This is a genomic window from Saccharopolyspora pogona, assembly GCF_014697215.1.
GTDB classification, from domain to species: Bacteria; Actinomycetota; Actinomycetes; order Mycobacteriales; family Pseudonocardiaceae; genus Saccharopolyspora; species Saccharopolyspora hattusasensis.
Genome location: NZ_CP031142.1, coordinates 2,779,615 through 2,800,657, shown reverse-complemented (window position 1 = coordinate 2,800,657; position 21,043 = coordinate 2,779,615). Strand labels below are relative to the sequence as shown.

13 protein-coding genes and 3 pseudogenes are annotated in these 21,043 nt (G+C 65.2%); 12 read left to right on the top strand and 4 right to left on the bottom strand.

Translation table 11 applies throughout. The features are described 5' to 3' along the window. Position 1: 1 nt before the first annotated feature. From DL519_RS12850 to DL519_RS12825, 6 genes are all read left to right on the top strand, one after another. Complete coding sequence (locus tag DL519_RS12850; RefSeq protein WP_190814947.1) at positions 2-1,474, top strand: polysaccharide biosynthesis tyrosine autokinase; 1,473 nt, start codon at positions 2-4, stop codon at positions 1,472-1,474. Next, a complete protein-coding gene (locus tag DL519_RS49925) occupies positions 1,471-2,235 on the top strand; it encodes an arsenate reductase/protein-tyrosine-phosphatase family protein (RefSeq protein WP_190814946.1) in 765 nt (254 codons plus the stop codon). Before DL519_RS12850 ends, DL519_RS49925 begins: the two co-directional genes overlap by 4 nt. 3 nt (positions 2,236-2,238) lie before the next feature. Beyond that, a complete protein-coding gene (locus DL519_RS12840) occupies positions 2,239-3,510 on the top strand; it encodes a nucleotide sugar dehydrogenase (protein WP_223838888.1) in 1,272 nt (423 codons plus the stop codon). Further along, on the top strand, positions 3,507-4,559 hold the full coding sequence (locus DL519_RS12835; RefSeq protein ID WP_190814944.1) for an NAD-dependent epimerase/dehydratase family protein: 1,053 nt from the start codon (positions 3,507-3,509) through the stop codon (positions 4,557-4,559). The genes DL519_RS12840 and DL519_RS12835 overlap by 4 nt, the downstream gene beginning before the upstream one ends. A 360-nt stretch (positions 4,560-4,919) precedes the next feature. Then, positions 4,920-5,429, top strand: coding sequence for a MarR family winged helix-turn-helix transcriptional regulator (locus DL519_RS12830; protein WP_190814942.1), 510 nt, complete (start codon positions 4,920-4,922; stop codon positions 5,427-5,429). Then, positions 5,426-7,954, top strand: a complete 2,529-nt coding sequence (locus tag DL519_RS12825; RefSeq protein ID WP_190814941.1) for an MFS transporter — start codon at positions 5,426-5,428, stop codon at positions 7,952-7,954. Before DL519_RS12830 ends, DL519_RS12825 begins: the two co-directional genes overlap by 4 nt. A 280-nt stretch (positions 7,955-8,234) precedes the next feature. Here the strand turns inward: DL519_RS12825 and DL519_RS12820 are convergent, their stop codons facing one another. Next, positions 8,235-8,840 carry a dihydrofolate reductase family protein gene (locus tag DL519_RS12820; protein ID WP_190814939.1) on the bottom strand — a complete coding sequence of 202 codons (606 nt, stop codon included), beginning with the start codon at positions 8,838-8,840 and terminating at the stop codon, positions 8,235-8,237. 823 nt (positions 8,841-9,663) lie between these two features. On the opposite strand from DL519_RS12820, the gene DL519_RS12815 reads away from it, so the two are divergent. Next, positions 9,664-11,835, top strand: coding sequence for an alkaline phosphatase family protein (locus DL519_RS12815; RefSeq protein WP_190814937.1), 2,172 nt, complete (start codon positions 9,664-9,666; stop codon positions 11,833-11,835). Positions 11,836-11,870: 35 nt separating this feature from the next. Here the strand turns inward: DL519_RS12815 and DL519_RS12810 are convergent, their stop codons facing one another. Further along, entirely contained in the window at positions 11,871-13,340 is a 1,470-nt protein-coding gene (locus DL519_RS12810) for an aspartate aminotransferase family protein (protein ID WP_223838886.1), read from the bottom strand. A 239-nt stretch (positions 13,341-13,579) separates the two neighbouring features. On the opposite strand from DL519_RS12810, the gene DL519_RS12805 reads away from it, so the two are divergent. Together DL519_RS12805 and DL519_RS12800 are read left to right on the top strand one after the other, a co-directional pair. After that, positions 13,580-13,897 carry a hypothetical protein gene (locus tag DL519_RS12805; RefSeq protein WP_190814933.1) on the top strand — a complete coding sequence of 106 codons (318 nt, stop codon included), beginning with the start codon at positions 13,580-13,582 and terminating at the stop codon, positions 13,895-13,897. Positions 13,898-14,037: 140 nt separating this feature from the next. Beyond that, a pseudogene (locus DL519_RS12800) lies at positions 14,038-15,018 on the top strand (transposase); the annotation flags it as partial. Between the two features lie 48 nt (positions 15,019-15,066). Here DL519_RS12800 and DL519_RS12795 read toward each other — a convergent pair. Continuing rightward, positions 15,067-16,304, bottom strand: a protein-coding gene (locus tag DL519_RS12795; RefSeq protein WP_190823860.1) for an IS3 family transposase whose coding sequence is annotated in 2 segments (ribosomal slippage) — positions 15,067-16,007 and positions 16,007-16,304 — 1,239 coding nt in all. Because the reading frame shifts where the segments join, the coding sequence is not laid out codon by codon here. A gap of 54 nt (positions 16,305-16,358) precedes the next feature. Between DL519_RS12795 and DL519_RS12790 the strand changes: the two are divergent. Beyond that, positions 16,359-16,678: pseudogene (locus tag DL519_RS12790) on the top strand (transposase); the annotation flags it as partial. A 93-nt stretch (positions 16,679-16,771) separates the two neighbouring features. On the opposite strand, the gene DL519_RS12785 reads toward DL519_RS12790, so the two are convergent. Continuing rightward, positions 16,772-18,052 carry an ISAs1 family transposase gene (locus DL519_RS12785; RefSeq protein ID WP_190812573.1) on the bottom strand — a complete coding sequence of 427 codons (1,281 nt, stop codon included), beginning with the start codon at positions 18,050-18,052 and terminating at the stop codon, positions 16,772-16,774. A 591-nt stretch (positions 18,053-18,643) separates the two neighbouring features. On the opposite strand from DL519_RS12785, the gene DL519_RS12780 reads away from it, so the two are divergent. Together DL519_RS12780 and DL519_RS49920 are read left to right on the top strand one after the other, a co-directional pair. Then, positions 18,644-19,881, top strand: a protein-coding gene (locus DL519_RS12780; RefSeq protein WP_190823860.1) for an IS3 family transposase whose coding sequence is annotated in 2 segments (ribosomal slippage) — positions 18,644-18,941 and positions 18,941-19,881 — 1,239 coding nt in all. Because the reading frame shifts where the segments join, the coding sequence is not laid out codon by codon here. An 838-nt stretch (positions 19,882-20,719) separates the two neighbouring features. Then, a pseudogene (locus tag DL519_RS49920) lies at positions 20,720-21,010 on the top strand (reverse transcriptase N-terminal domain-containing protein); the annotation flags it as partial. Positions 21,011-21,043 lie beyond the last annotated feature (33 nt).

The window sequence follows — 21,043 nt, the reverse complement described above, 5'->3', positions numbered from 1 at the left end:
GATGAACTTTCGCCAATACTTTCGGGTGCTGCGGGAGGGGTGGGCGCTCGTGGTGACCGCACTCATCGTTGGACTCAGCGCGGCTGCGGGGGTAACCCTCCTCAGCGACAAGCAGTACACGGCGGACGTGACGTTGTTCGTTTCGGCGCAGAGCACAGGCTCAGGCCTGGACGACGCATACCACGGGATTCTGCTGTCGCAGCAAAAGGTTCAGTCCTACGTCGAGCTGATGAACAGCGAGCGCGTCCGCCAAGACGCCGTCAGAACGTCCGGACTCAACCTGACTCCGGACTACCTCGAGGGGAAGATCACCACCGAGGCGAAGACGGACACCGTTGTGCTCACGGTGAAGGTGCAGGACGAGTCTCCCGAACGGGCCCGGATTCTTACCGACGCCGTGGTGAATTCGTTCATCCGGTTGGTTGGTGACCTGGAGCGCACTGAAGTCTCCCCGACCAACCCGGGGGGTACACCGAGTGTCGTCGCCCGCGTCGTCGCCCCGGCGGAACGCCCGACCGATCCGGTCTCGCCCCGGCCGCTGCTCAACCTCATCCTCGGAGCAAGTCTGGGTCTCGCCGTCGGATACGGGGCTGCCCTGCTGCGACACATCCTCGACACGACGATCAAGTCCGTCGATTCCCTGCAGGAGGTGACCGGTACCCCGGTACTAGGCAGCGTCGCCTTCGACGAGGGTGTCCCCAACCGACCGCTGATCCTGCACGAGGATCCGAAGTCTTCCGGTTCGGAGGCCTTCCGCCGGATTCGGACGAACCTTCAGTTCGCGGATCTCGACCAGCCGTGCAAGACCGTTCTGCTGACCAGCTCGGTACCGGGTGAGGGGAAGAGCACCACCCTGTGCAACCTCGCGATCACGTTGGCGCAGAGCGGAAAGCAGGTTGCCGTGGTCGAAGCGGACCTGCGCCAGCCACGGATGGACGACTACTTCGGGATCGAGGGTGGTATCGGACTCACCAACGTGCTGCTGGGTGATCTGGAGCTGGACACGGTGATCCAGCCCTGGGGTGGTCATCTGTTCGACGTGATCGGCAGCGGGCCTCTACCGCCCAACCCCAGCGAGCTGCTCGGGGGTCAACACATGGCGGCGGTACTGTCGGAGCTCGCGCGCCGCTACGACATCGTGTTGATCGATTCTCCGCCGCTGCTGCCCGTCACGGACGCGGCCGCTCTTGCATCGCAGACCGACGGTGTTCTCCTGGTCGTCAAATACGGCAAGACGAGCCGCCGACAGGTCACCGATGCCATGGCCGCGCTGACAGCGGTGCCCGCCCGCGTCCTGGGAACAGTGTTCACGATGGTTCCCGAGGCCGGCGAACGTTCGGCTTACTACCCCTACTACGAGGACTCACCTCGCTTGGAAGACGTTGTGCGCAACATCCCGCCGGCCGACGTGCAGCAGGTGGCTCCGGTTCCTTCCAGGCCTGCGGACCAGGCGGACGGGGAGCCGGATCGATGACCCCGGCATCGGCCACCGACGGACGGTTTCGGATCCACTTCGTGTGCACCGGCAACCTCTGCCGTTCTCCGACCGCAGAGATCGCCTTTCGCAAGTTGCTGCCGGTAGCGCTTGGTGCGGCCGCCTCCAGGTTCGACGTGTCGAGTGCTGGGACCCACGCCCCGCTCGGGGAGATGATGGATCCCGAGAGCCTGCGGGCGCTGAGCGATCACGGCCTGGTCGACGGCGATGTACACGAATTCCACTCTCGTCCGATCACTGCGGAAATGATCCGCCGCGCCGACCTGGTTCTCACCGCGACCCGGAGCCATCGCAGAGCCGTCGTCCAGGCCCGACCCGAGGCGCTTGCCAGGACGTTCACCGTGCTCGAGTTCGCCCGGCTGGTGGGCTCGGTGGATCGCACCTCATTTCCGATCGATCCGCTCGACCGGTTCCGTGCTGGTGTCGTGGCCGCTCGAGATCGTCGGGGCACGATCCCCGCGGTTCCCAAGGCAGCCGACGACATTCACGATCGCCGCGGCCGGACGCCCGCTGCACACGATGAAGCGCTCGTGACGATCCACAATGCACTCCTTCAGATCCTCGGAGTCCTGGCACTGTGGGAACAGCCCGGGGTGCCGCCCCTCGTAGCCGCGGCCGGTGGTGCCGGGGACGGCTCTCGGCCTCAACCAGTCGCCGACCCCAGTACCCACAGGTTGAATCGACGGGTTCTCCGACGATCTGCTCAGCCGTCCCTAATCCGTTCGCAAAAGGGGGTTTAGTTCATGTCTGGCGGTAAAATGGACGCCGATGTCTCGGTTATCGGCCTTGGGCGGGTGGGCCTGCCCCTCGCATTGGCATTCGCGGGGCACGGGCTCCGGGTGATCGCCATCGAGCGCGACCCGGCGCGGCTGGACGCTCTGCGAGCCGGCACCATGCCCTTCGACGAACCCGGGGCACAGGAGGCCCTGGACGCCGCGCTGGGAGCAGGGCTGTTGGAGTTCTCCTGCGCAGCGCCGGACGCCGCGCGTGCGGCGAGTGTGGTCATCACCATCGGCACGCCCTCCTTCACCCACCTCGAGATCGACATTCGCGACATCCGTGCGGTGATCGACGAACTGCTGCCGGTCATCAGGGGGCGCAGCCTGATTCTCCGTTCCACCGTCGCTCCGGGTACCACCGAGTTCGTGGCCGGTTACCTGCAGCAGAAGCGGGGGCTCGTACCGGGTCGCGATGTTTTTGTTGCACACGTTCCGGAGCGGATTGCGACCGGCAGGTTCTTCGAGGAGATCGAGACGCTCCCGATCATCGTAGGTGGCCTGGAATCCGCATCGACTCAGCGCGCTGTCGACCTGTTCAGCTGCTTCGGCGGCCGCATTGTTCCGACCAGCCCGGCCCAGGCGGAGCTGGCCAAGATCTGGGCGAACATTGTCCGCTATGCCGACTTCGCGCTGCCGAACCTGCTGATGATGGACTGCGAGCGCTACGACGCGAATGTCTTTGACGTCATCGAGCTGATCAACCGGGACTACCCGCGCGGCGGGATCGCACGTCCCGGTTTCACTGCGGGCACCTGCCTGCGCAAGGACTTCGCGTTCTCCGAGGAGCGCTCCAATGCCCCCGGGATGCTGCTGGCAGTGTCCCGGGTCAACGAGTCCGTCCCGCACTTCCTCGTGGAGGGCATCAAGCGTCGGATCGGTCCCCTCACCGGACATAAGATCGGGGTGCTCGGACTCGCATTCAAGCGCGACACCGACGACGAACGCGATTCTCTAGCGCACAAGCTGATCAGGTTGCTGGAGCGCGAGCTCGCCGAAGTGGCTGTTCACGACCCATTCGTCGCCACACCCACCCTGGGCTTCGAGGAGGCCGTCAGAGACGCCGACGCGGTTGTGGTGGCCGCGAACCACTCGGCGTTCGACGGCCTGGAGCCACTCAAGGTGATCTTCAAGCTGGCCAAGCCGGACTGCGTGGTCGTCGACCCGTGGAATACCTTCGGAATCGCCCAGGTCTTCGCCGGCCCGGACCAGGCCGCCTCGAGAAAGGAGATGCTGTGACCCGGATCCTGGTGACCGGCGGTGCGGGCACGATCGGCACCGCGGTGGTGCGACGGCTGCTGCGGGATGGAGACCACACGGTCAGGGTGAGTGACCAGCGGCCAGCTCCACGATGGATGCATGACACCTGCGAGGTTCACACCGGCGATCTGCGCGACCTCGCGGAAGCCCACTCCGCGCTGGCCTCCTGTTCGTCGGTGATCCACCTCGCAGCGATCGTGGGTGGCATCGCCAACTTCCACAAGCTTCCGCACACCCTGACCGAGGTGAACAACGGGCTCTACAACAGCATCATGCGGGCGGCTCTGGACGTCTCGGTGGACCGGTTCGTCTACGTGTCCTCTTCCATGGTCTTCGAACGGGCCAAGGTGTTTCCCACTCCCGAGGACTACCTGCCGGACTGCCCCGTCCCGCGGTCGGCCTACGGCTACTCAAAGCTGACCGGCGAGGTCTACTGTCGGGCCGCGCACGCCGAGCACGGTCTGCCCTACACGATCTGCCGCCCGTTCAACGCCTACGGCCCAGGCGAGATGCCGGAGAACGAACCGGGCATCGCGCACGCGGTCCCGGATCTGCTGCGCAAGGCGATGTCGGGTGATGCACCGATGGAGATCTTCGGGTCCGGCCGGCAGACTCGTACCCTGACGCACGTGGACGACATCGCCGACGGGATCGTGACGGCGCTCGAATCGCCGGCAGGACTCAACGAGGACTTCAACATCTCCGCCTCGGAAGAACTGACCGTATCCGAGATCGCCCGCATCTGCTGGATTGCAGCGGGCAATGATCCGGAGCGCTTTGCCCTCGAGCGCGTGCCATCATTCGAGGTGGACGTCCAGCGGCGCTGGCCCTCGGTCGAGAAGGCGCGCCGGCTCCTCGGTTGGGAAGCGCAGATCAGCGTGCACGACGGGGTGGCGCAAACTGCGGCGTGGCTCCGCACGCGGAGACCGGATGAAAAAGCAGTCGCCGCCGCACCGACCGTTCGGGCTGTGCCGGACAGCCGGCCTTCCGTTGCAGAATCCGGAGTTCAGGACATCGTGAACAGTTGATTTTTCAGGACATCGTGAACACTGACCGGCCTGTCGGCGTGATCAGCGGGTCTGCTGTGGTGATCGTGCCGGGATGGGCAGCACAGGGCTTTCGACGGATCCTCACCGGGCCCGTGCGCGAGGAGTTTCGCGCCGCCCTACGAGCTGATTTTGGGTGTTAACGCCCAGGTGGTGCCGGACGACGACAAGGGTGACGCTCTCTTTGTAAAGTTGCGCTGGGCAACTAAGGTGCGCTCGGCCACACATCCTCTAATTGAGTGGTGCGGCAGGGCCCTTCGAATGCATGCTTGTAGTCGGCAACTTGTTGTAGACAGCAAGCAAACCGCTACAAAAGCGACATTCGAACCGAAAGACCGACCAATGGATCACCACACCAACGCTGAGTTCGACACCGCAGAGGAGCTTGGTGCCCAGCTCACCCGCCTGGTCCGGCTGGTCCACCGCGCCAAATCCCAATTCACGAAGAAGGGACCGGACGGGATCGAGCAGTCCGCGTACGCGATCCTGTTCCGCCTCATCCAGGACGGGCCGCAGCGCACCGGCCGGCTCGCCGAAGCGCTGCACTCCGAGATCTCCACGATCAGCCGGCAGAGCAACGCGCTCGTCCAACACGGCCTGGTGGAGCGCCAGGCCGACCCCGATGACGGCCGCGCCAGCCTGCTGGCGCCGACGGCCGAGGGGCAACGGATCTTCCGGGAAGCGCACGACCAGCGCGCCAGGTGGTTGGCAGAGGTGCTGGCCGACTGGTCGCAGGCCGACCGCCAGGCGCTGACCAGCCTTTTCGCTCGACTCAACACCGATATCGAAGCACGCACTCCGAGCCTCGCCGAGCCGACGTGTGCGCCACAGGCCAAGGGGGGCCACGAATGACAACGGCAACAAAGAGTCCAGGGGGATTAGAAACGGCCGAAGAAGGGCCGAACCTGACCCACCGCCAGATCGTCACCATCCTGATCGGCTTGATGTCGGGGATGTTCCTGGCGGCGCTGGACCAGACGATCGTCGGCACTTCGATCGTCCGCATCGCCAACGACCTCAACGGTTTCGACCTGCAGGCGTGGATCACCACCGCCTACCTGATCACCTCCACGATCGCGACGCCGATCTACGGCAAGCTTTCCGACATCTACGGCAGGAAGCCGCTCTACCTGATCGCGATCTCGGTGTTCGTGATCGGATCCGCGGCGTCGACGATCGCTCAGTCGATGTACGAACTCGCCGCGTTCCGCGCCATTCAGGGGCTCGGTGCCGGCGGCTTGATGTCGTTGGCGATGACCATCCTCGGCGACATCGTGCCGCCGCGTCAGCGCGCGAAGTACCAGGGCTTCTTTCTCGCCGTGTTCGGCGTTTCGACGGTGCTCGGCCCGGTGCTGGGCGGGCTGTTCGCTGGAATCGACGCGCTGGCCGGCCTCGACGGCTGGCGGTGGGTGTTCCTGGTGAACGTGCCGATCGGCGTCATCGCGCTGTTGGTCGTCGCCAAGGTCCTCAACGTGCCGCACCAGCGCCACAACCACCGAATCGACTGGTGGGGCGGTCTGGCCCTGGCGGCCACCGTGCTGCCGCTGCTGCTGATCGCCGAGCAGGGCAACAAGTGGGGATGGAGCTCGACCGACGCCATCATCTGCTACGCGATCGCCTCGGTCGGCTTGGTGCTGTTCCTGTTCATCGAGTACGTGATGAAGGACGCGGCGCTGATCCCGCTGCGCCTGTTCAAGAACTCCACGTTCACCGTGGCGATCCTCGGCGGGGTCATCGTCGGCGTCGCGATGTTCGGTGCGATCACGATGATTCCGCAGTACCTGCAGGTGGTGCAGGGCTACACGCCCACCGAGTCGGGGCTGCTGACGCTTCCGCTGATGGCGGGCATCATGTCCGCGTCGGTCATTTCGGGGCAGGTCACCTCGCGCACCGGCCGGTACAAGTTCTTGCCGGTGATCGGCACGTTCCTGGTCGCGGTCGGCGCGGTGGTGTTCGCCCAGGTCGAGTACGACAGCCCGCTGTGGTTGCCGTTGGTGGCCGCGGGAATCATCGGGTTCGGCCTCGGAAACTGCATGCAGACGCTGATCATCGCGGTGCAGAACGCGGGGCCGCGCAGGGACATGGGTGTTTCCACCGCGGCGGCGACGTTCTTCCGGCAGATGGGCGGGACGATCGGTGTCGCGGTGTTCCTGACCGTCTTGTTCAACGTGCTCCCGCGAAACATCGAGAAGGCCTTCGGCGGTAACCTGCCGGCTGCCGCGAGCGGACAACTGGGCACCCTGCAGTCCAACACGGGTGTGATCGCACAACTGCCCGACCAGCTGCGGATTCCGGTGCTGATCGGCTTCACCGAGTCGATCACCACGGTGTTCTACGTCGCGGCCGGGGTCGCGCTGTTGGCTTGCCTCGTCCTGTTGTTCATGAAGGAGATCCCGCTCGCCGGTGGCCCGGCGCCTGCTGCGTCGGCGGTGGAGGGCGGCGAAGCGCTGCTCGACAAGGAGCCGACCAAGCCGGTTTGGACCGAGCCAGAGTCCACATCGGACAACGAATTGGTGGATGCGGGCAAGCACGCCCTGTCGAACGGGCACGGCGAGTACCGACCCCGGTTCGCTGCCGCGATGTCGGGCGACCTGGAGGCGACTCGGTCGATCAGCGGGCATGTGCGTCGCCAGGACGGGACCTCCGTTGAAGGCGCGGTTCTGACCCTGATCGACCAGGACGGGAGGCAGGTGGCCAGGGCTGTCGGCTCCGCCGACGGCAGCTACACGGTCGCCGTCCCCGGTGCGGGGAGCCACGTGCTGATCGTTTCCGCGACCGGTTGCCAGCCCGAGGCGTCCAGCGTGGTTGTCACGGAGGCTTCGACGACGTTGGACATCACGCTGACCGGCTCCGGCGAACTGGCCGGCGTCGTCCGGTCGTCCGGTCGTGGCACTCCGCTGGAAGGCATCACCGCGACGCTGACCGATGAGCGCGGCGAAGTGAACGGCGCATTCCTCACCAAGGAAGACGGCGCGTATTCGTTCCGCGGCGTGGGAGCGGGCAACTACACGCTGGTGGCCAGCGGGGATCGCTACCGCCCGATCGCGGTGACCCTGACCGTGCCGGATAGCGGACTGCTGCACCGCGACATCGAATTGGTCGGTGCGGTGCCGCTGCGCGGCACGGCGCGCAACGACGGCCGTATCGTGCCGGACGCGCTGATCACCGTGATCGACGCCGATGGCAAAACAGCGGCGGTGGCCAGAACCGACATCGAGGGCCGCTACCTGATCAGCGACCTTCCGGTGGGTGACTACACGGTGGTGGCGAGCGGGTATCCGCCGGTGTCGAGCCGGGTCAACCTGCTCGGCGAGGCCGCAACGCACGACGTGCACCTCAGCTACGACGCTGCCGAGGAGCCGGCGGAACAGCCCTGAGTTCGCACACTGAACGCCAAGGGGCAGCGGGACTGCTCCCACCGCCCTTGGCGGTCTTGATCACGAGATCAGGTGGCGCGGGAAGGGCACCTTGGCCGACTTGGTCAAGGTGCCCTTCACCTCGGAAAATCTGTTCGACTCCGGCCGTTCACGTGGTTTGTCGGCTGCATGTTGAAAGTCGGCCAACGACAGCTGCCCCAGGAGCAGATCGACCGCCTCGACGAGGCACTCACGACAGCAGGTGTCTCCGACCGGCTAACTGATCAGGATCTACGGCCTCTTAGTCCCTGATGACCTCGTAGGTGAGGTGCGTCGCCCGCGGTGACTCGGTGACCTCCCGCTGGACCAGCGTCGTCGGGCCGACGAGGTCGAACAGCCGTGTGCCGTCGCCGAGCACCAGTGGTGACAGGTGGATTCGGAGCTCGTCGACCATCCTCGCCGCCAGGCTCTGGTCGATGACGTTCGCGCCGCCCATGACGACGACGTCCTTGTCTCCCGCAGTCGCCCGGGCCTGGTCGATGGCGGCCGCTACTCCCTCGGTCACGAACCGGAACCTGGAAGCGAGCCGCACCTGGGCGGGCGGTTCGTGGGTTACGACGTAGCACGGCGGTGCGGCCGACTGGTTCTGGTCGTTTCCGTACCCGACGTCGTCGTTCCAGCCGTTCGGGCCGTCCACGATGTCGTACAGCCGCCGCCCCATCACCACGGCGCCGGTCTTCTCGAAGCTGTGCGCCAGCACCGCTTCGTCGACGGGGGAGCGGGGCTCCTCGAGCACCCACGCGTGGATCGCCTCGCCGCCGATGCCGAGGCCGTGCTCTTGGTCCACGCCGCGTGCGGTGACGTATCCGTCCAGCGACATTGAGATGTCGGCGATCACCTTGCTCATGCTCACTCCTCCAGGCTTGGTTGTCCGGGTAGACCCAACAAGTGCGCAGAACTCATCGGTGGCGGTCACGGGGATCACGCTTCTACACGGCAAATCGCGGACACGAACGCCACATGAAGTCCGCTGTTCTGGATTGCCCCGTCGCCGCTGCACTCGCCAGATGCCGGCTGCCCCAACACGACGCAGCGGGACTATCTCGCTGCGGATTTGATCCGTCTGGGTGCTGGTGGTCGTCGTGGTGTTCGCCGTGGACTGGAGGGTCGGCTGATCGTGTCGGGGAAGGACTTGCGGGATGCGCTGGCCGGTTCGATCCGGCAGGTCACTGCGGCTCACGCCGATACCTGCGACCTGGAGCACGGTGGAAGGCAGTCTGCTGCGGTCGGTCTAGCACGTTGGACTTCCGCGCTCGTGGAACGGATCGTCCTCGGGGACATCACGGTCATCGTCGACTCAGGAGGTGCTAGTAGGGAGTAGCGAAGGTGGAGATCACCTGGGGGTTCTGGTCAGCCCACTGGCGGGCGGCCTGGTCTTTCGCGTCTTTTGCGTAGTTATCCGTGCATAAATTATCGGATGGTCCACGTCTGTCTGGTCATGTTCAAGAGAAATTCACCGATCGATCCCGAATCAGAAAGGGAGCGTGCTTAAAATTTCTGCGGTCATGGATAGGCGCGAAAGTGCAACGGAAGCACTATGGAGGTTTGTATTTCGAGGCGGTCGTCACTGTGGTGTCGGCCGTGTGCTGTCCCCGGTTGTCCGCGATCGGCAAAAGGCGATCTTGCGGCATTTCGAAAACTCTGAGTACAAATAGTAAGGAATCGTCAGGATGCAGATACCGCGTCTTAACATCCGAGTCCTGATGGTCTCGGTGCTGCTGGCATGCGTCGCGTTCGCGGGTACGGTTTCCTCAGCCGCGGCATCTTCGGATGCCGGGTCTTCGGATACCAGGCCCTCGGTCGTCGCAGGGGACACCGCGGTTCCCCGGCCAGACCATGTGGTCGTCGTGATGATGGAGAACAAGGGCTACGACCAGATCCTCGGAAATTCATCCACCAGCCCTCAAGACCAAATCCCGTACATCAAATCTCTCGCCGCCCAAGGCGCGTCGTTCACTAATTCGTACGGTGTCACGCACCCGAGCCTGCCCAACTACTACGCGCTGCTGTCGGCATCGGACGTCGTGAAGGACAACACCTGGCCCGCGCCGAGTTCCGTCGACACCGACAACCTCCCCAATCAGCTGACCACCCACGGGTACAGCTTCGCCGACTACGCAGACCAGGGTCTGCCCACGCAATGGCTCCGCTACAAGACCACGCCGGGCACCGCTGACAACCTGAACCCGATGGACAAAAGGCTGGCGGATTTCCCGGCCACGCCAGCCGGTTTCGCAGCCCTTCCCACCGTCTCCCTCGTCGTGGGCAACGGCGACCAGAGCATGCACGACGGAACCCTCGCGCAGGGCGACGCCTGGGTCAAAGCCAAGTTCGACTCGTACATCACCTGGGCCAAGACGCACAACAGCCTTTTCGTGCTGACCTGGGACGAGGACGACTTCACCCCGGTCAACCGGATCTCGACGATCTTCGCCGGGCCGATGGCCAGGGCCGGCGAGTACGACCAGAAGATCAACCACTACAACGTGCTGCGCACGATCTTGGACATGTACGGCCTGCCGCACATCAACCACACCGCAGACGCAGACGTCTCCACGATCACAGACCCGTGGGACATGTCGAAGACGGAGCCTCTGCGCGGCATGGCCGGGCGATGCCTGGAGAACCATCAGGCGAATCCGGCGAATGGGGGCGCGCTCGGCCTGTGGCACTGTGAAGCCGCCGCCGACCAGCAGTGGATCAGGCACGCGGACGGCACGGTCCGCCAGTCCGGCAAGTGCCTGGCCACCACCGCGGATGGGGCCGGGACCGAACTCGCCGACTGCGACGGCACTCCGGCGCAGAGCTGGCGGCCCGTAGCCGACGGTTCCCTGCTCAACCCAGCATCCGGCCGCTGCCTGACCGTCCCCGGCCCGGACATCGCCAACGGAACCCCGGCGGAACTCCGGAACTGCGATGGCAATCTCGACCAGAAGTGGGTGGTACCCGGTTACAACGCGTACCACTCCCTTACGGTCGACACGCCCTCGGTCGTCAAGCCTGGCTCCGTCGCCACCATGACGACCACCTACACCGACGACAGCAGCCCGGAAGCGATTTCGGACGCATCGGTCAGCCTCACCGTGCCCAGCGGCTGGACGGCTGAAGCCACCTCGCCCACCACGTTCACCACGGTCAAGCCCGGCCAATCGGTGAAGACCACCTGGTCCGTCACCGTCCCTGCGGACGCAAAGCCTGGTCCCTACACCCTGTCCGCGCAGGGCACCTACAAGAAGGCGAAGAGCAGCGACACGGGCACCGGCTCGGTCGACGTTCCGTATGCCTCGCTTGCGGCGGCGTTCAACAACCCTGGTATCAGCGACGATAAGAACGCGTCCGCAGGAGGCTTCGACGTCAGCGGCTACAGCTACTCCGCGCAGGCGCTCGCGGCGCAGCACCTGAGCCCGGGAGCCACCGTCACAGCAGAGGGGACCACATTCACCTGGCCGAACGTGCCGGCCGGTGTCGCAGACAACGTCGACTCCACCGGGCAGGAGATCGAGTTCTCCGGTCACGGTTCGAAGCTGGCATTCCTGGGTTCCGGCGTTTTCGGGCCCTTGACCGGCACGGGCACGGTCACTTACACCGACGGCACGACGCAGACGTTCACGCTGGCCTTCAGCGACTGGACACTGAACGGCGGCAGGAGTACCGCGCTGCCGACCAACAGCGTCGTGGCGAAGCTGCCCTACCGCAACAAGGCATCAGGCCCGCAAAGCGTCAACACGTACGTCTTCTCGGCATCGGCTGCCATCGACCCGAGCAAGACCATCCAAATGGTCCAGCTGCCCAAGCCGACCACGGGCTATCTCCACATCTTCGGAATGGCAACGTCGGCCTGAGAGTTCGGTCGCAGACGTCTCAACGCCGAGTGCCACTACGGGATGTTGGCGCGGGAGCAGGCGGTCAGCGGCTCGTTGATCTGCGACCGGTAGCGGCGGCGGAGATATCCGGCGGCCAGGCCCTTCAGGCCCTGTGCCAGCAGGTCGTCGAAGCCTTCCACCAGCATGTCGACGTGCTGCGGGCGGATGGTCAGCGGCGGTTCCAGCCGTACGACGTTGCGGTTGTAATCGGTGAAGGCCACGAGAATGCCGAAATCCGAGAGCAGTTGACTGCCGGCGAGCATGGCTACGCTGCCCCGCAGCGGCCGGTCCAGCACCCCCGCCACACGTCCGGTCAGGCCCGGCAGGCAGCCGCTGAGGTCGGCGAACTCGACGGCGGCCATCAGCCCGCTGCCCCGGACGTCGCGGATCAGCTTCGGGTGGCGGCGGTGCAGCCAGCGCAACCCGCTGAGTAGGTGCTTGCCCTGCTCAGCGGCGTTGGTCAGCAGGTTCTCGTCGTGCAGGACGTGCAGCGTTTCGATCGCTGTGCAGCAGGCTTCGCCCATGCCGCTGAAGGTCGCCGGCCCGTGCACGAGCGCGTTGCGAGCACCGCCGTATGCGCGGTCGTGGATCTCGTGGCCTGCGAGCACGGCCGAGATCGCTGCCTTGCCGCCCCCGAGGGCCTTGGCCAGCGTGACGATGTCGGGAGTGACCCCGGCGTGCTCGAAGGCGAAGAACCGGCCTGTTCTGCCGACGCCGCACTGCACTTCGTCGGCGATCCACAGCACCCCGTAGCGATCGCACAACCGTCGTACCTGCTCCAGATAGCCCGGTGGCGGCAGCACGACTCCGGCGCCGCCCTGCACGGTTTCCAGGATCAGCACGCCGATGCCGCGGTCGCGACGCAGCAGGTCCTCCAGCGCCGCGGCGTCGCCGAAGGGAACGGCCTGGCGGTGCGGCAGGACTTCGAAACGTCCCCGGTAGAACTCCGAGTCGGTGACCGACAACGCGCCGATCGTTTTGCCATGGAAGGAGTTGCGCGCGTATGCCACCTTGGCGCGGCGTGGGCCCTGTGCCCGCTCGGCGAGCTTGAGCGCGGCCTCCACCGCCTCCGAACCGGTGCAGTGGAGCATCACGCGGTCCAGGCCCTCCGGCGCCAGTGTGGCCAGGTTCCGCGACAGGGCGGCGACGTACTGCGACGGCAGGGTCAGCCCGAGCTCATGGCGCTGCTGTTCCTGGAAGCGCCTGCGGACCTCTAACACACGCGGATGGTTGTGCCCGAGTGCCATCGCGCCGAACCCGCCGAAGAAGTCGAGAATCCGGCGGCCGGAACGGTCGACGTAGTGCACGTTCTCGGCGTGGTCGATGGCGATCCGGTCGAATCCCAGCAGCCCGAACGCCGTCCACTGGCCTGGGCTGATGTACTGCCGGTAGATCTCGGCGACCGTGTCCTGACCGAGCCGCGTCGCCTCGTCGACGCTGAGCAGCTCCGGGTGTGCGGGAATCAGCTGTTCTGTGATCAACACGAAAACCTCCGAGGTAAGCGCGCCGTCGTTTGGTACACGCACCTCGGTCCCGCTGGCGTTGTCCCCCACACGACTCGCGGGCGTGTCGTCTCCCGCCCGGTTACCCATCCTGGCGGGCGAGTTAACGTCCGTTTAAGACGATCGTCGACGACGCCACCGCGCAGGACCTCCCACTGCTGACCGCGCTGGTTCGTTCCAGTATCGCCTTCCAGGGCGAATACCAGCCGATGATGGCCGGGGTGAGCATCCCCGCCGACGACCTGGAGACCCATCTGGTGCGGGTGGCGCGCGACGGGTCTCGGCCGGTGGGCTTCTACCTGCTGATGATTCCGGGCCGCGGCACCGACCGTGAAGGCGAACTCGACTACCTGTTCGTCGTTACCGTTTACCTATCCACCGATCGCCGCCTTGGTCTTTCTTCCATTTTCGCTCGTTCCTCATCCTGTGGTACGCCGCCAACGGCACCGCCGACACAGACCTGGCCACCGCCCGCGCCCGAGCACCCTGGAACCGCAAGAAGTGCGCCACGAGGCGCTGTCATTCCCGGATGGAGGTGAAAGACCGTCCATTTCTGGCTCTTGTGACTGATCCGTGGGTGATGTGAGCTGCTGTTTTAGGCCCGGAGACGGGGCACGCCGTTGCTTCGTCTAGGTTTCTGGCTTGTCGAAGGTCAGGAACCGAGGGGACGGAGAACGGCGTGCCGAAGGCCAGTTTATGGCGTGCTCTGGTGGGCGTCGACAGGCGCACGGTGATCGAGGATGTGGAGTTCGACGAGGCCGCGGAACGGGTGATGGTGCACGTGCGCCCGCGCAAGGGCGGGCGCGGCCGTTGCGGCCGGTGTGGCCGCTGGTCCTGGCGGTATGACCGGGGCGAGGGACGGCGCCGGTGGCGGGCCCTGGACCTGGGCACCATCCAGGTCCATCTCGAGGCCGCCGCGCCGCGGGTGCGCTGCCGGGAGCACGGGCCCACCGTGGCGCGGCTGCCGTGGGCGCGTCATGGCGCCGGGCACACCTTGGCTTTCGACGACACGGTGGCGTGGCTGGCGGTGCGCTCCTCGAAATCGGCGGTATGCGAGCTGATGCGCATCGCCTGGCGCACCGTGGGTGCGATCGTGGCCCGGGTGTGGGCCGACGCCGAAACCCAGAGTGACCGGTTCGGTGGGTTGCGGCGGATCGGGATCGATGAGATCTCCTACAAGAAGCATCACCGCTATCTGACGGTGGTGGTGGACCACGACACCGGGCGGCTGGTGTGGGCCGCGCCGGGGCGCGATTCCGCGACGCTGAACCGGTTTTTCGACGCCCTCGGCGAGAGGCGCGCCGCGGAGATCACGCATGTGTCCGCCGATGCGGCCCAGTGGATCGCCGACACCGTCGCCCGCCGCGCCCCGAAGGCCATCCGCTGCGCCGACCCCTTCCACGTGGTCGCCTGGGCCACCGAAGCACTCGATGCCGAACGGCGACGGGCCTGGAACGACGCCCGCGCCCTGGCCCGCACCGAAGGCACACGCCGCCGGGGCCGCCCGGCCACCGACTCCCCGGCCCGTCCCGGGCACGAGAAAGCCAAGAAGCTCAAAGACTCCCGTTACGCGCTGTGGAAAAACCCCGAAGACCTCACCGAAAACCAGCAGGCGAAGCTGGCCTGGATCGCCACCACCGACCGCCGCCTGTACCGGGCCTTGGACCGCCCCGGGTTTTGTGGAGACCTGATCATCTGTCTCGTGGGGCTATGCCGCTGTCGGGGGCTGCACGTGTCTGCGTTGCCGGAAGGCTTGCTCGAACTCCATCGGTGGCCTGTCGCCGCACCAGGAGTGCAACCGTTCATGATTATACCAGTAAACCCATTCCGCGGTCGCCAAGGTGACCTCGGCGGCGTCTTTCCATGGGCCGTTCCGGGCGATGAGTTCCTTTTTGTAGAGAGCGTTGACCGACTCTGCCAGCGCATTGTCGTAGGAATCGCCCGTACTGCCAACGGATCGTTCGATCCCGGCGTCGGCGAGCCGTTTCCCGTAACGGATCGAGGTGTATTGAACACCTCGATCGCTGTGATGTACCAATGCTTTACTGAGATGTTCTTTCCGGGACCACAATGCCATATCGAGCGCGTCTAGCGCAAGCTCGGTTCTCAGGTTGTCCGACACCTGCCAGCCCACGATCGCGCGGGAAAACGCATCCGTCACGAAAGCGGTATAGCAGAAATCACCATCGAGAATGTCCACATAGGTCACATCGGTGACCCACAGCTGGTTCGGCGCCGGCGCCCTGAAATCTCGTTCCACCAGGTCACGCGGCCTGGTGTCCGCATTGCCGGGGATCGTCGTCCGCGGCCGGTGCCGTGTGGCCACGACCCCGGTCATGCCTTCGGCGCGCATCAGTCTCTCAACCGTGCACCGCGCCACCTTCACTCCCTCGCGTAAGAGCTGTTTCCACACTTTCCGGGCCCCGTACATCCCTTTGCCCTGCTGTTCCCAGACCGCCCGGATCTCCGGGATCAGTTCCTCATCCCGCGACCGGCGATCCGACGGCTGCCCCTGACGTTTCTTCGTCGCGTAATACGTCGACACCGCAAATCCGATCACCTCGCACACCGGGGCGACACCGAATTCGCTACGGTAGGTATCGACGAACCCAGCTATCTCGGCGGTCGAGGGTCCAGTTCCCGTGCGAAAAAAGCAGAAGCCGCTTTCAGGATCTCGTTCGCCCGGCGAAGCTCGCGGTTCTCCCGCTCCAATTCCGCGATCCGCACGTCAGCCTCCGATACCGAGCCCGCCGCCCGCTCGCCCGAGGGCCGCCGCCCCTGATCGTCCTGACGTAACCAGTACCGCAACGCCTCCGGATTGACCCCCAACTGCTGGGCCACCCGCGCGATCGCCCCACGCCCCGGACCCAGCTCCCGCTCCAGATCACGCACCATCCCCACCGCGCGTTCCTTCAACTCCACCGGGTACTTCCTCGCCGCTGCCATGCCGTTCATCCTCTCCAGAACCAACGGCCTCCAACGAACCCGGGGTGGTCCACCTACCTGCTCAAAGAAGGACTCCGGTACGTCTTCACCGCCAAAGGCGAGCAAGGCAAACAAGCCCTGGACCGCTGGACCTCCTGGGCACGGCGCTGCCAGATCCCCGTCTTCGTCGAGCTCGCCAAGAAGATCACCAAACACCGCGCCCCCATCGACGCCGCCCTCGAACACGGCCTCTCCCAAGGACTCATCGAATCCACCAACACCAAAATCCGCCTGCTCACCCGCATCGCCTTCGGATTCCGCAGCCCCAAGCACTCATCGCTCTCGCCATGCTCGCCCTCGGCGGCCACCGACCCACCCTCCCCGGACGCGCCTAACCCACCCACGGAAGCAGCAGAAGAGCCCCATTTCTCCGCCGTCGTAGCGGTGGAGTAAAGCTGGAGGCAGCCTGATCCGGGGGCAGGAGATCGTCAAAGTCGGTTTGTGCTGGTAGCGGCTGCGATGATCGGAATGATTCGGGTTCGGTCAGCGGCGATACGTTCCAGAGTTCGGGTGATCTGGGTGATTCCGGCCAGGCGTAATAGCCCGAGGGCGAGGTTGCGGAGGGTGGCCATGACCTGGGCTCCTGTTCCGGTGTAGGCGTGTTGGTGGTCTTCGCGGTAGACGACGTCTCGAACCCAGTGAATCTTGTTCTCTATGCCCCAATGTTGGCGGACGAACCGGGCGATCAGGTCGGCGCCGGCTTGTTCGGCGGTCAGGCTGGTGATGCCGTGCACGACCTCCTTGGTCAGGTGGTTACCCGCGTGGTCGAAGGTGTCGCGGCGGATACGAAACACTTGTGCGGCACCGGGAAAGTCAACATCGTTGGCCGGTGCGACCCAGATCTGGCGGCGCACGATCTTGCCTGTGCTGCGGTCGGTTTCGGCGTGATGCGCGGTGCCCGGCGCGGCCGGCGGGAGCACTGAGGCGATCTGGGTGAGCAGGGTGGGCTGGTTGCCTTTCACCGTGAGTGCGTAGTGGCCGCCCCGGTCCTGGGTCAGGTACGCGGCGGTGGTGTGCTGGGCGTGCGCGGCGTCCCCGGTGACGACCACACCGGTCAGATCGATGTCCTTGAGCAGCGCGGCCACCTGGGTGATCTCGTTGGTGCCCTCAGGAACCCGCAACTGAGCAATGACGACGGCTTCTCGGTGCAGCATCGCCGAGAACAGCTTCACCTCGCTGCCTTCCGGATCGCCGGGCGCCACCGTGTTCCGCAGGGTCTTGCCATCCATGGCCACACCGACCAGTCCCTCTGGTCCGTGGTCATCACCCCCGGCCACATCGACGCCACGGGCCAGGGCCGCAGCCGCAGCTTGCTCCCGCAGCCACCGGCACACCTGCTCATCGGCGGCGTCAGCATCGATATCGTGCGCCACCCGACGAATCGTCGATTCGCTGGGCGCGACATAACGCCCGGTCAACAGGTGCCGACGGCAGCCGGCCAACACCAACAACTCCTGCGGCAGGTCCGCGGCACGATCCCCCGCTTCCCGGAAGTTACCGGCCCCGGCCAGCGCTGCGAACACCGTTACCGCCAGCACTGAACCAACCCGGTGACGAACCCCGCGCGGCTTGCGCGGGTCAGGCACCCGACTCAGCATCTCGACCAACCCGCCCACCGCGGCAACACCGACGTCCATGCCGATCTCCACGGACGCACCGAACCCGCCAGCAATCGGCGAGCACGAATCCTGGACATGCGACACTGACACCGGTGGCCTCCTGTTAGGACGATGATCAAGGTGTGGTAACCCGCATCATCGCAGGCAGAAGGCCACCACCCACATCCAGACACACCACGCGTCACCACGCACTCAGGACTTCACACCAAGATCACAAACTTTGACGTTCCCCTGGATCCGGGGGTCACCGGGGAGGGTGGGAGCAGCCTCGGCAAAGTCGCGCCGGTTCGGCACTACCGGACGAGCCGGGCGCGGTGAGCAAAACGGGAAGGTATACGAAAGGAACCGGTGTTGTTACGCCTCTTGAGGTTCCGCCAGCTCAAATCCGGTGGATACGGGCTGGTTCGCGGTGCGCACCCGTTCGTCATGACAGAAGAACGGGGAACTCCGGGCAGGGTCTTTGTTGTCCGGGTCCGGAGGTCCCATCGAAGTGTCTACGGCGTAGATGGGACGAAGCCGCAGGGGTACAGCCGGGTGCCTAACCCGTTGACCGGAAGACAGTGAACGTGGGAACCATCCACAGCCGTTCCACCTTCCGTCTCGGCCAGAGATAGGAAGCATGGATAGGTTGGACCACCCCGGGTTCGTTGGAGGCCGTTGGTTCTGGAGAGGATGAACGGCATGGCAGCGGCGAGGAAGTACCCGGTGGAGTTGAAGGAACGCGCGGTGGGGATGGTGCGTGATCTGGAGCGGGAGCTGGGTCCGGGGCGTGGGGCGATCGCGCGGGTGGCCCAGCAGTTGGGGGTCAATCCGGAGGCGTTGCGGTACTGGTTACGTCAGGACGATCAGGGGCGGCGGCCCTCGGGCGAGCGGGCGGCGGGCTCGGTATCGGAGGCTGACGTGCGGATCGCGGAATTGGAGCGGGAGAACCGCGAGCTTCGCCGGGCGAACGAGATCCTGAAAGCGGCTTCTGCTTTTTTCGCACGGGAACTGGACCCTCGACCGCCGAGATAGCTGGGTTCGTCGATACCTACCGTAGCGAATTCGGTGTCGCCCCGGTGTGCGAGGTGATCGGATTTGCGGTGTCGACGTATTACGCGACGAAGAAACGTCAGGGGCAGCCGTCGGATCGCCGGTCGCGGGATGAGGAACTGATCCCGGAGATCCGGGCGGTCTGGGAACAGCAGGGCAAAGGGATGTACGGGGCCCGGAAAGTGTGGAAACAGCTCTTACGCGAGGGAGTGAAGGTGGCGCGGTGCACGGTTGAGAGACTGATGCGCGCCGAAGGCATGACCGGGGTCGTGGCCACACGGCACCGGCCGCGGACGACGATCCCCGGCAATGCGGACACCAGGCCGCGTGACCTGGTGGAACGAGATTTCAGGGCGCCGGCGCCGAACCAGCTGTGGGTCACCGATGTGACCTATGTGGACATTCTCGATGGTGATTTCTGCTATACCGCTTTCGTGACGGATGCGTTTTCCCGCGCGATCGTGGGCTGGCAGGTGTCGGACAACCTGAGAACCGAGCTTGCGCTAGACGCGCTCGATATGGCATTGTGGTCCCGGAAAGAACATCTCAGTAAAGCATTGGTACATCACAGCGATCGAGGTGTTCAATACACCTCGATCCGTTACGGGAAACGGCTCGCCGACGCCGGGATCGAACGATCCGTTGGCAGTACGGGCGATTCCTACGACAATGCGCTGGCAGAGTCGGTCAACGCTCTCTACAAAAAGGAACTCATCGCCCGGAACGGCCCATGGAAAGACGCCGCCGAGGTCACCTTGGCGACCGCGGAATGGGTTTACTGGTATAATCATGAACGGTTGCACTCCTGGTGCGGCGACAGGCCACCGATGGAGTTCGAGCAAGCCTTCCGGCAACGCAGACACGTGCAGCCCCCAACAGCGGCATAGCCCCACGAGACAGATGATCAGGTCTCCACAAAACCCGGGGCGGTCCAGGTCTGACGCCGATCGAAGGTGTGGGTGGGGCGGAGCCGCCGTAGTACTCCGAGCCGGGGAAAGCCCGTGCACATGGGGAAGGGCGGCAGCGTGTCACGCAAGGAGGGAAAGTAATGTCCGAAGACGCGCCGGTGAATATCGGCGCCGCGAAGTGGCCGGATCCTGATTCGGCATACTTTGCAGTACGGAGAATGCAGACCAAGTTGCATCGCTGGCTGTGATCCGTTCTTCCGAAACCGCTGTTGGCGGGGGATGGAAGGGGCCAGGGCGGGTGCCCTGGTTACAACTGAATTGTCCGATGGTCGGTGTGATCCCGGCCCCTCATGATGCATGGAGGAAAGCGACGTCCCCATGGCTGCGACTGGTTATCAAGGCTGTGGAAGTAGGGATGTGACGGGGATAACCGGCGACCTCGACGTCCGGGACGCCTCTAGCAGGCTGCCTATGGTCAGGAGACGAACGCACGCCCGAACTGTCGTTAGCAGCATCAGACCCACGCGAGGTAGCGGGTCTGGCCCGCAAGGGCATGGTCCATCGGGGCGGATAGGTCCATCGGTGTCCGCCCGTGCATCCGCCATGGTGGCCCGGCAGACAGTGCGGACCTACGGGCAGCGTCAAACGGACGACTCGGAACGGAGTAACCCCGTGCAGGCTCTCATCGGGTTTGGTGAGTAGGCGACCAGGCCGCATGCCGGTATGGGGAGGGATTGCCCGAGAAGCGAACGCGTGGGGTAACGCCCACGATAGGCCGACGCGGGCACGGTCATGTGGAAGGAAAGGGGTGTGAGTAGTGGGAAGAAACGGAAACGACGGCCTGCCCGGTGACGGGCGGTCGATCGGAGACTGGGCATCGGTTCCCTGGCGGAAGCTGGAGACCACGGTGTACCGCCTGCAAAAGCGCATCTTCCGAGCCTCGTGTCGTGGCGACGTGGCGGTAGTTCGTAGTTTGCAACGCTTGTTGATGAAATCGGAAGCCGCTCGCTGTCTGGCGGTGCGCCGGGTGACGCAGGACAACCAGGGCAAGCACACGGCCGGGATCGACGGAGTCGCCTCCGTCCCGCCCGACCAGCGCTGGCTACTTGTGGATCGCCTGCGGCACCCGGAGACGATCAAA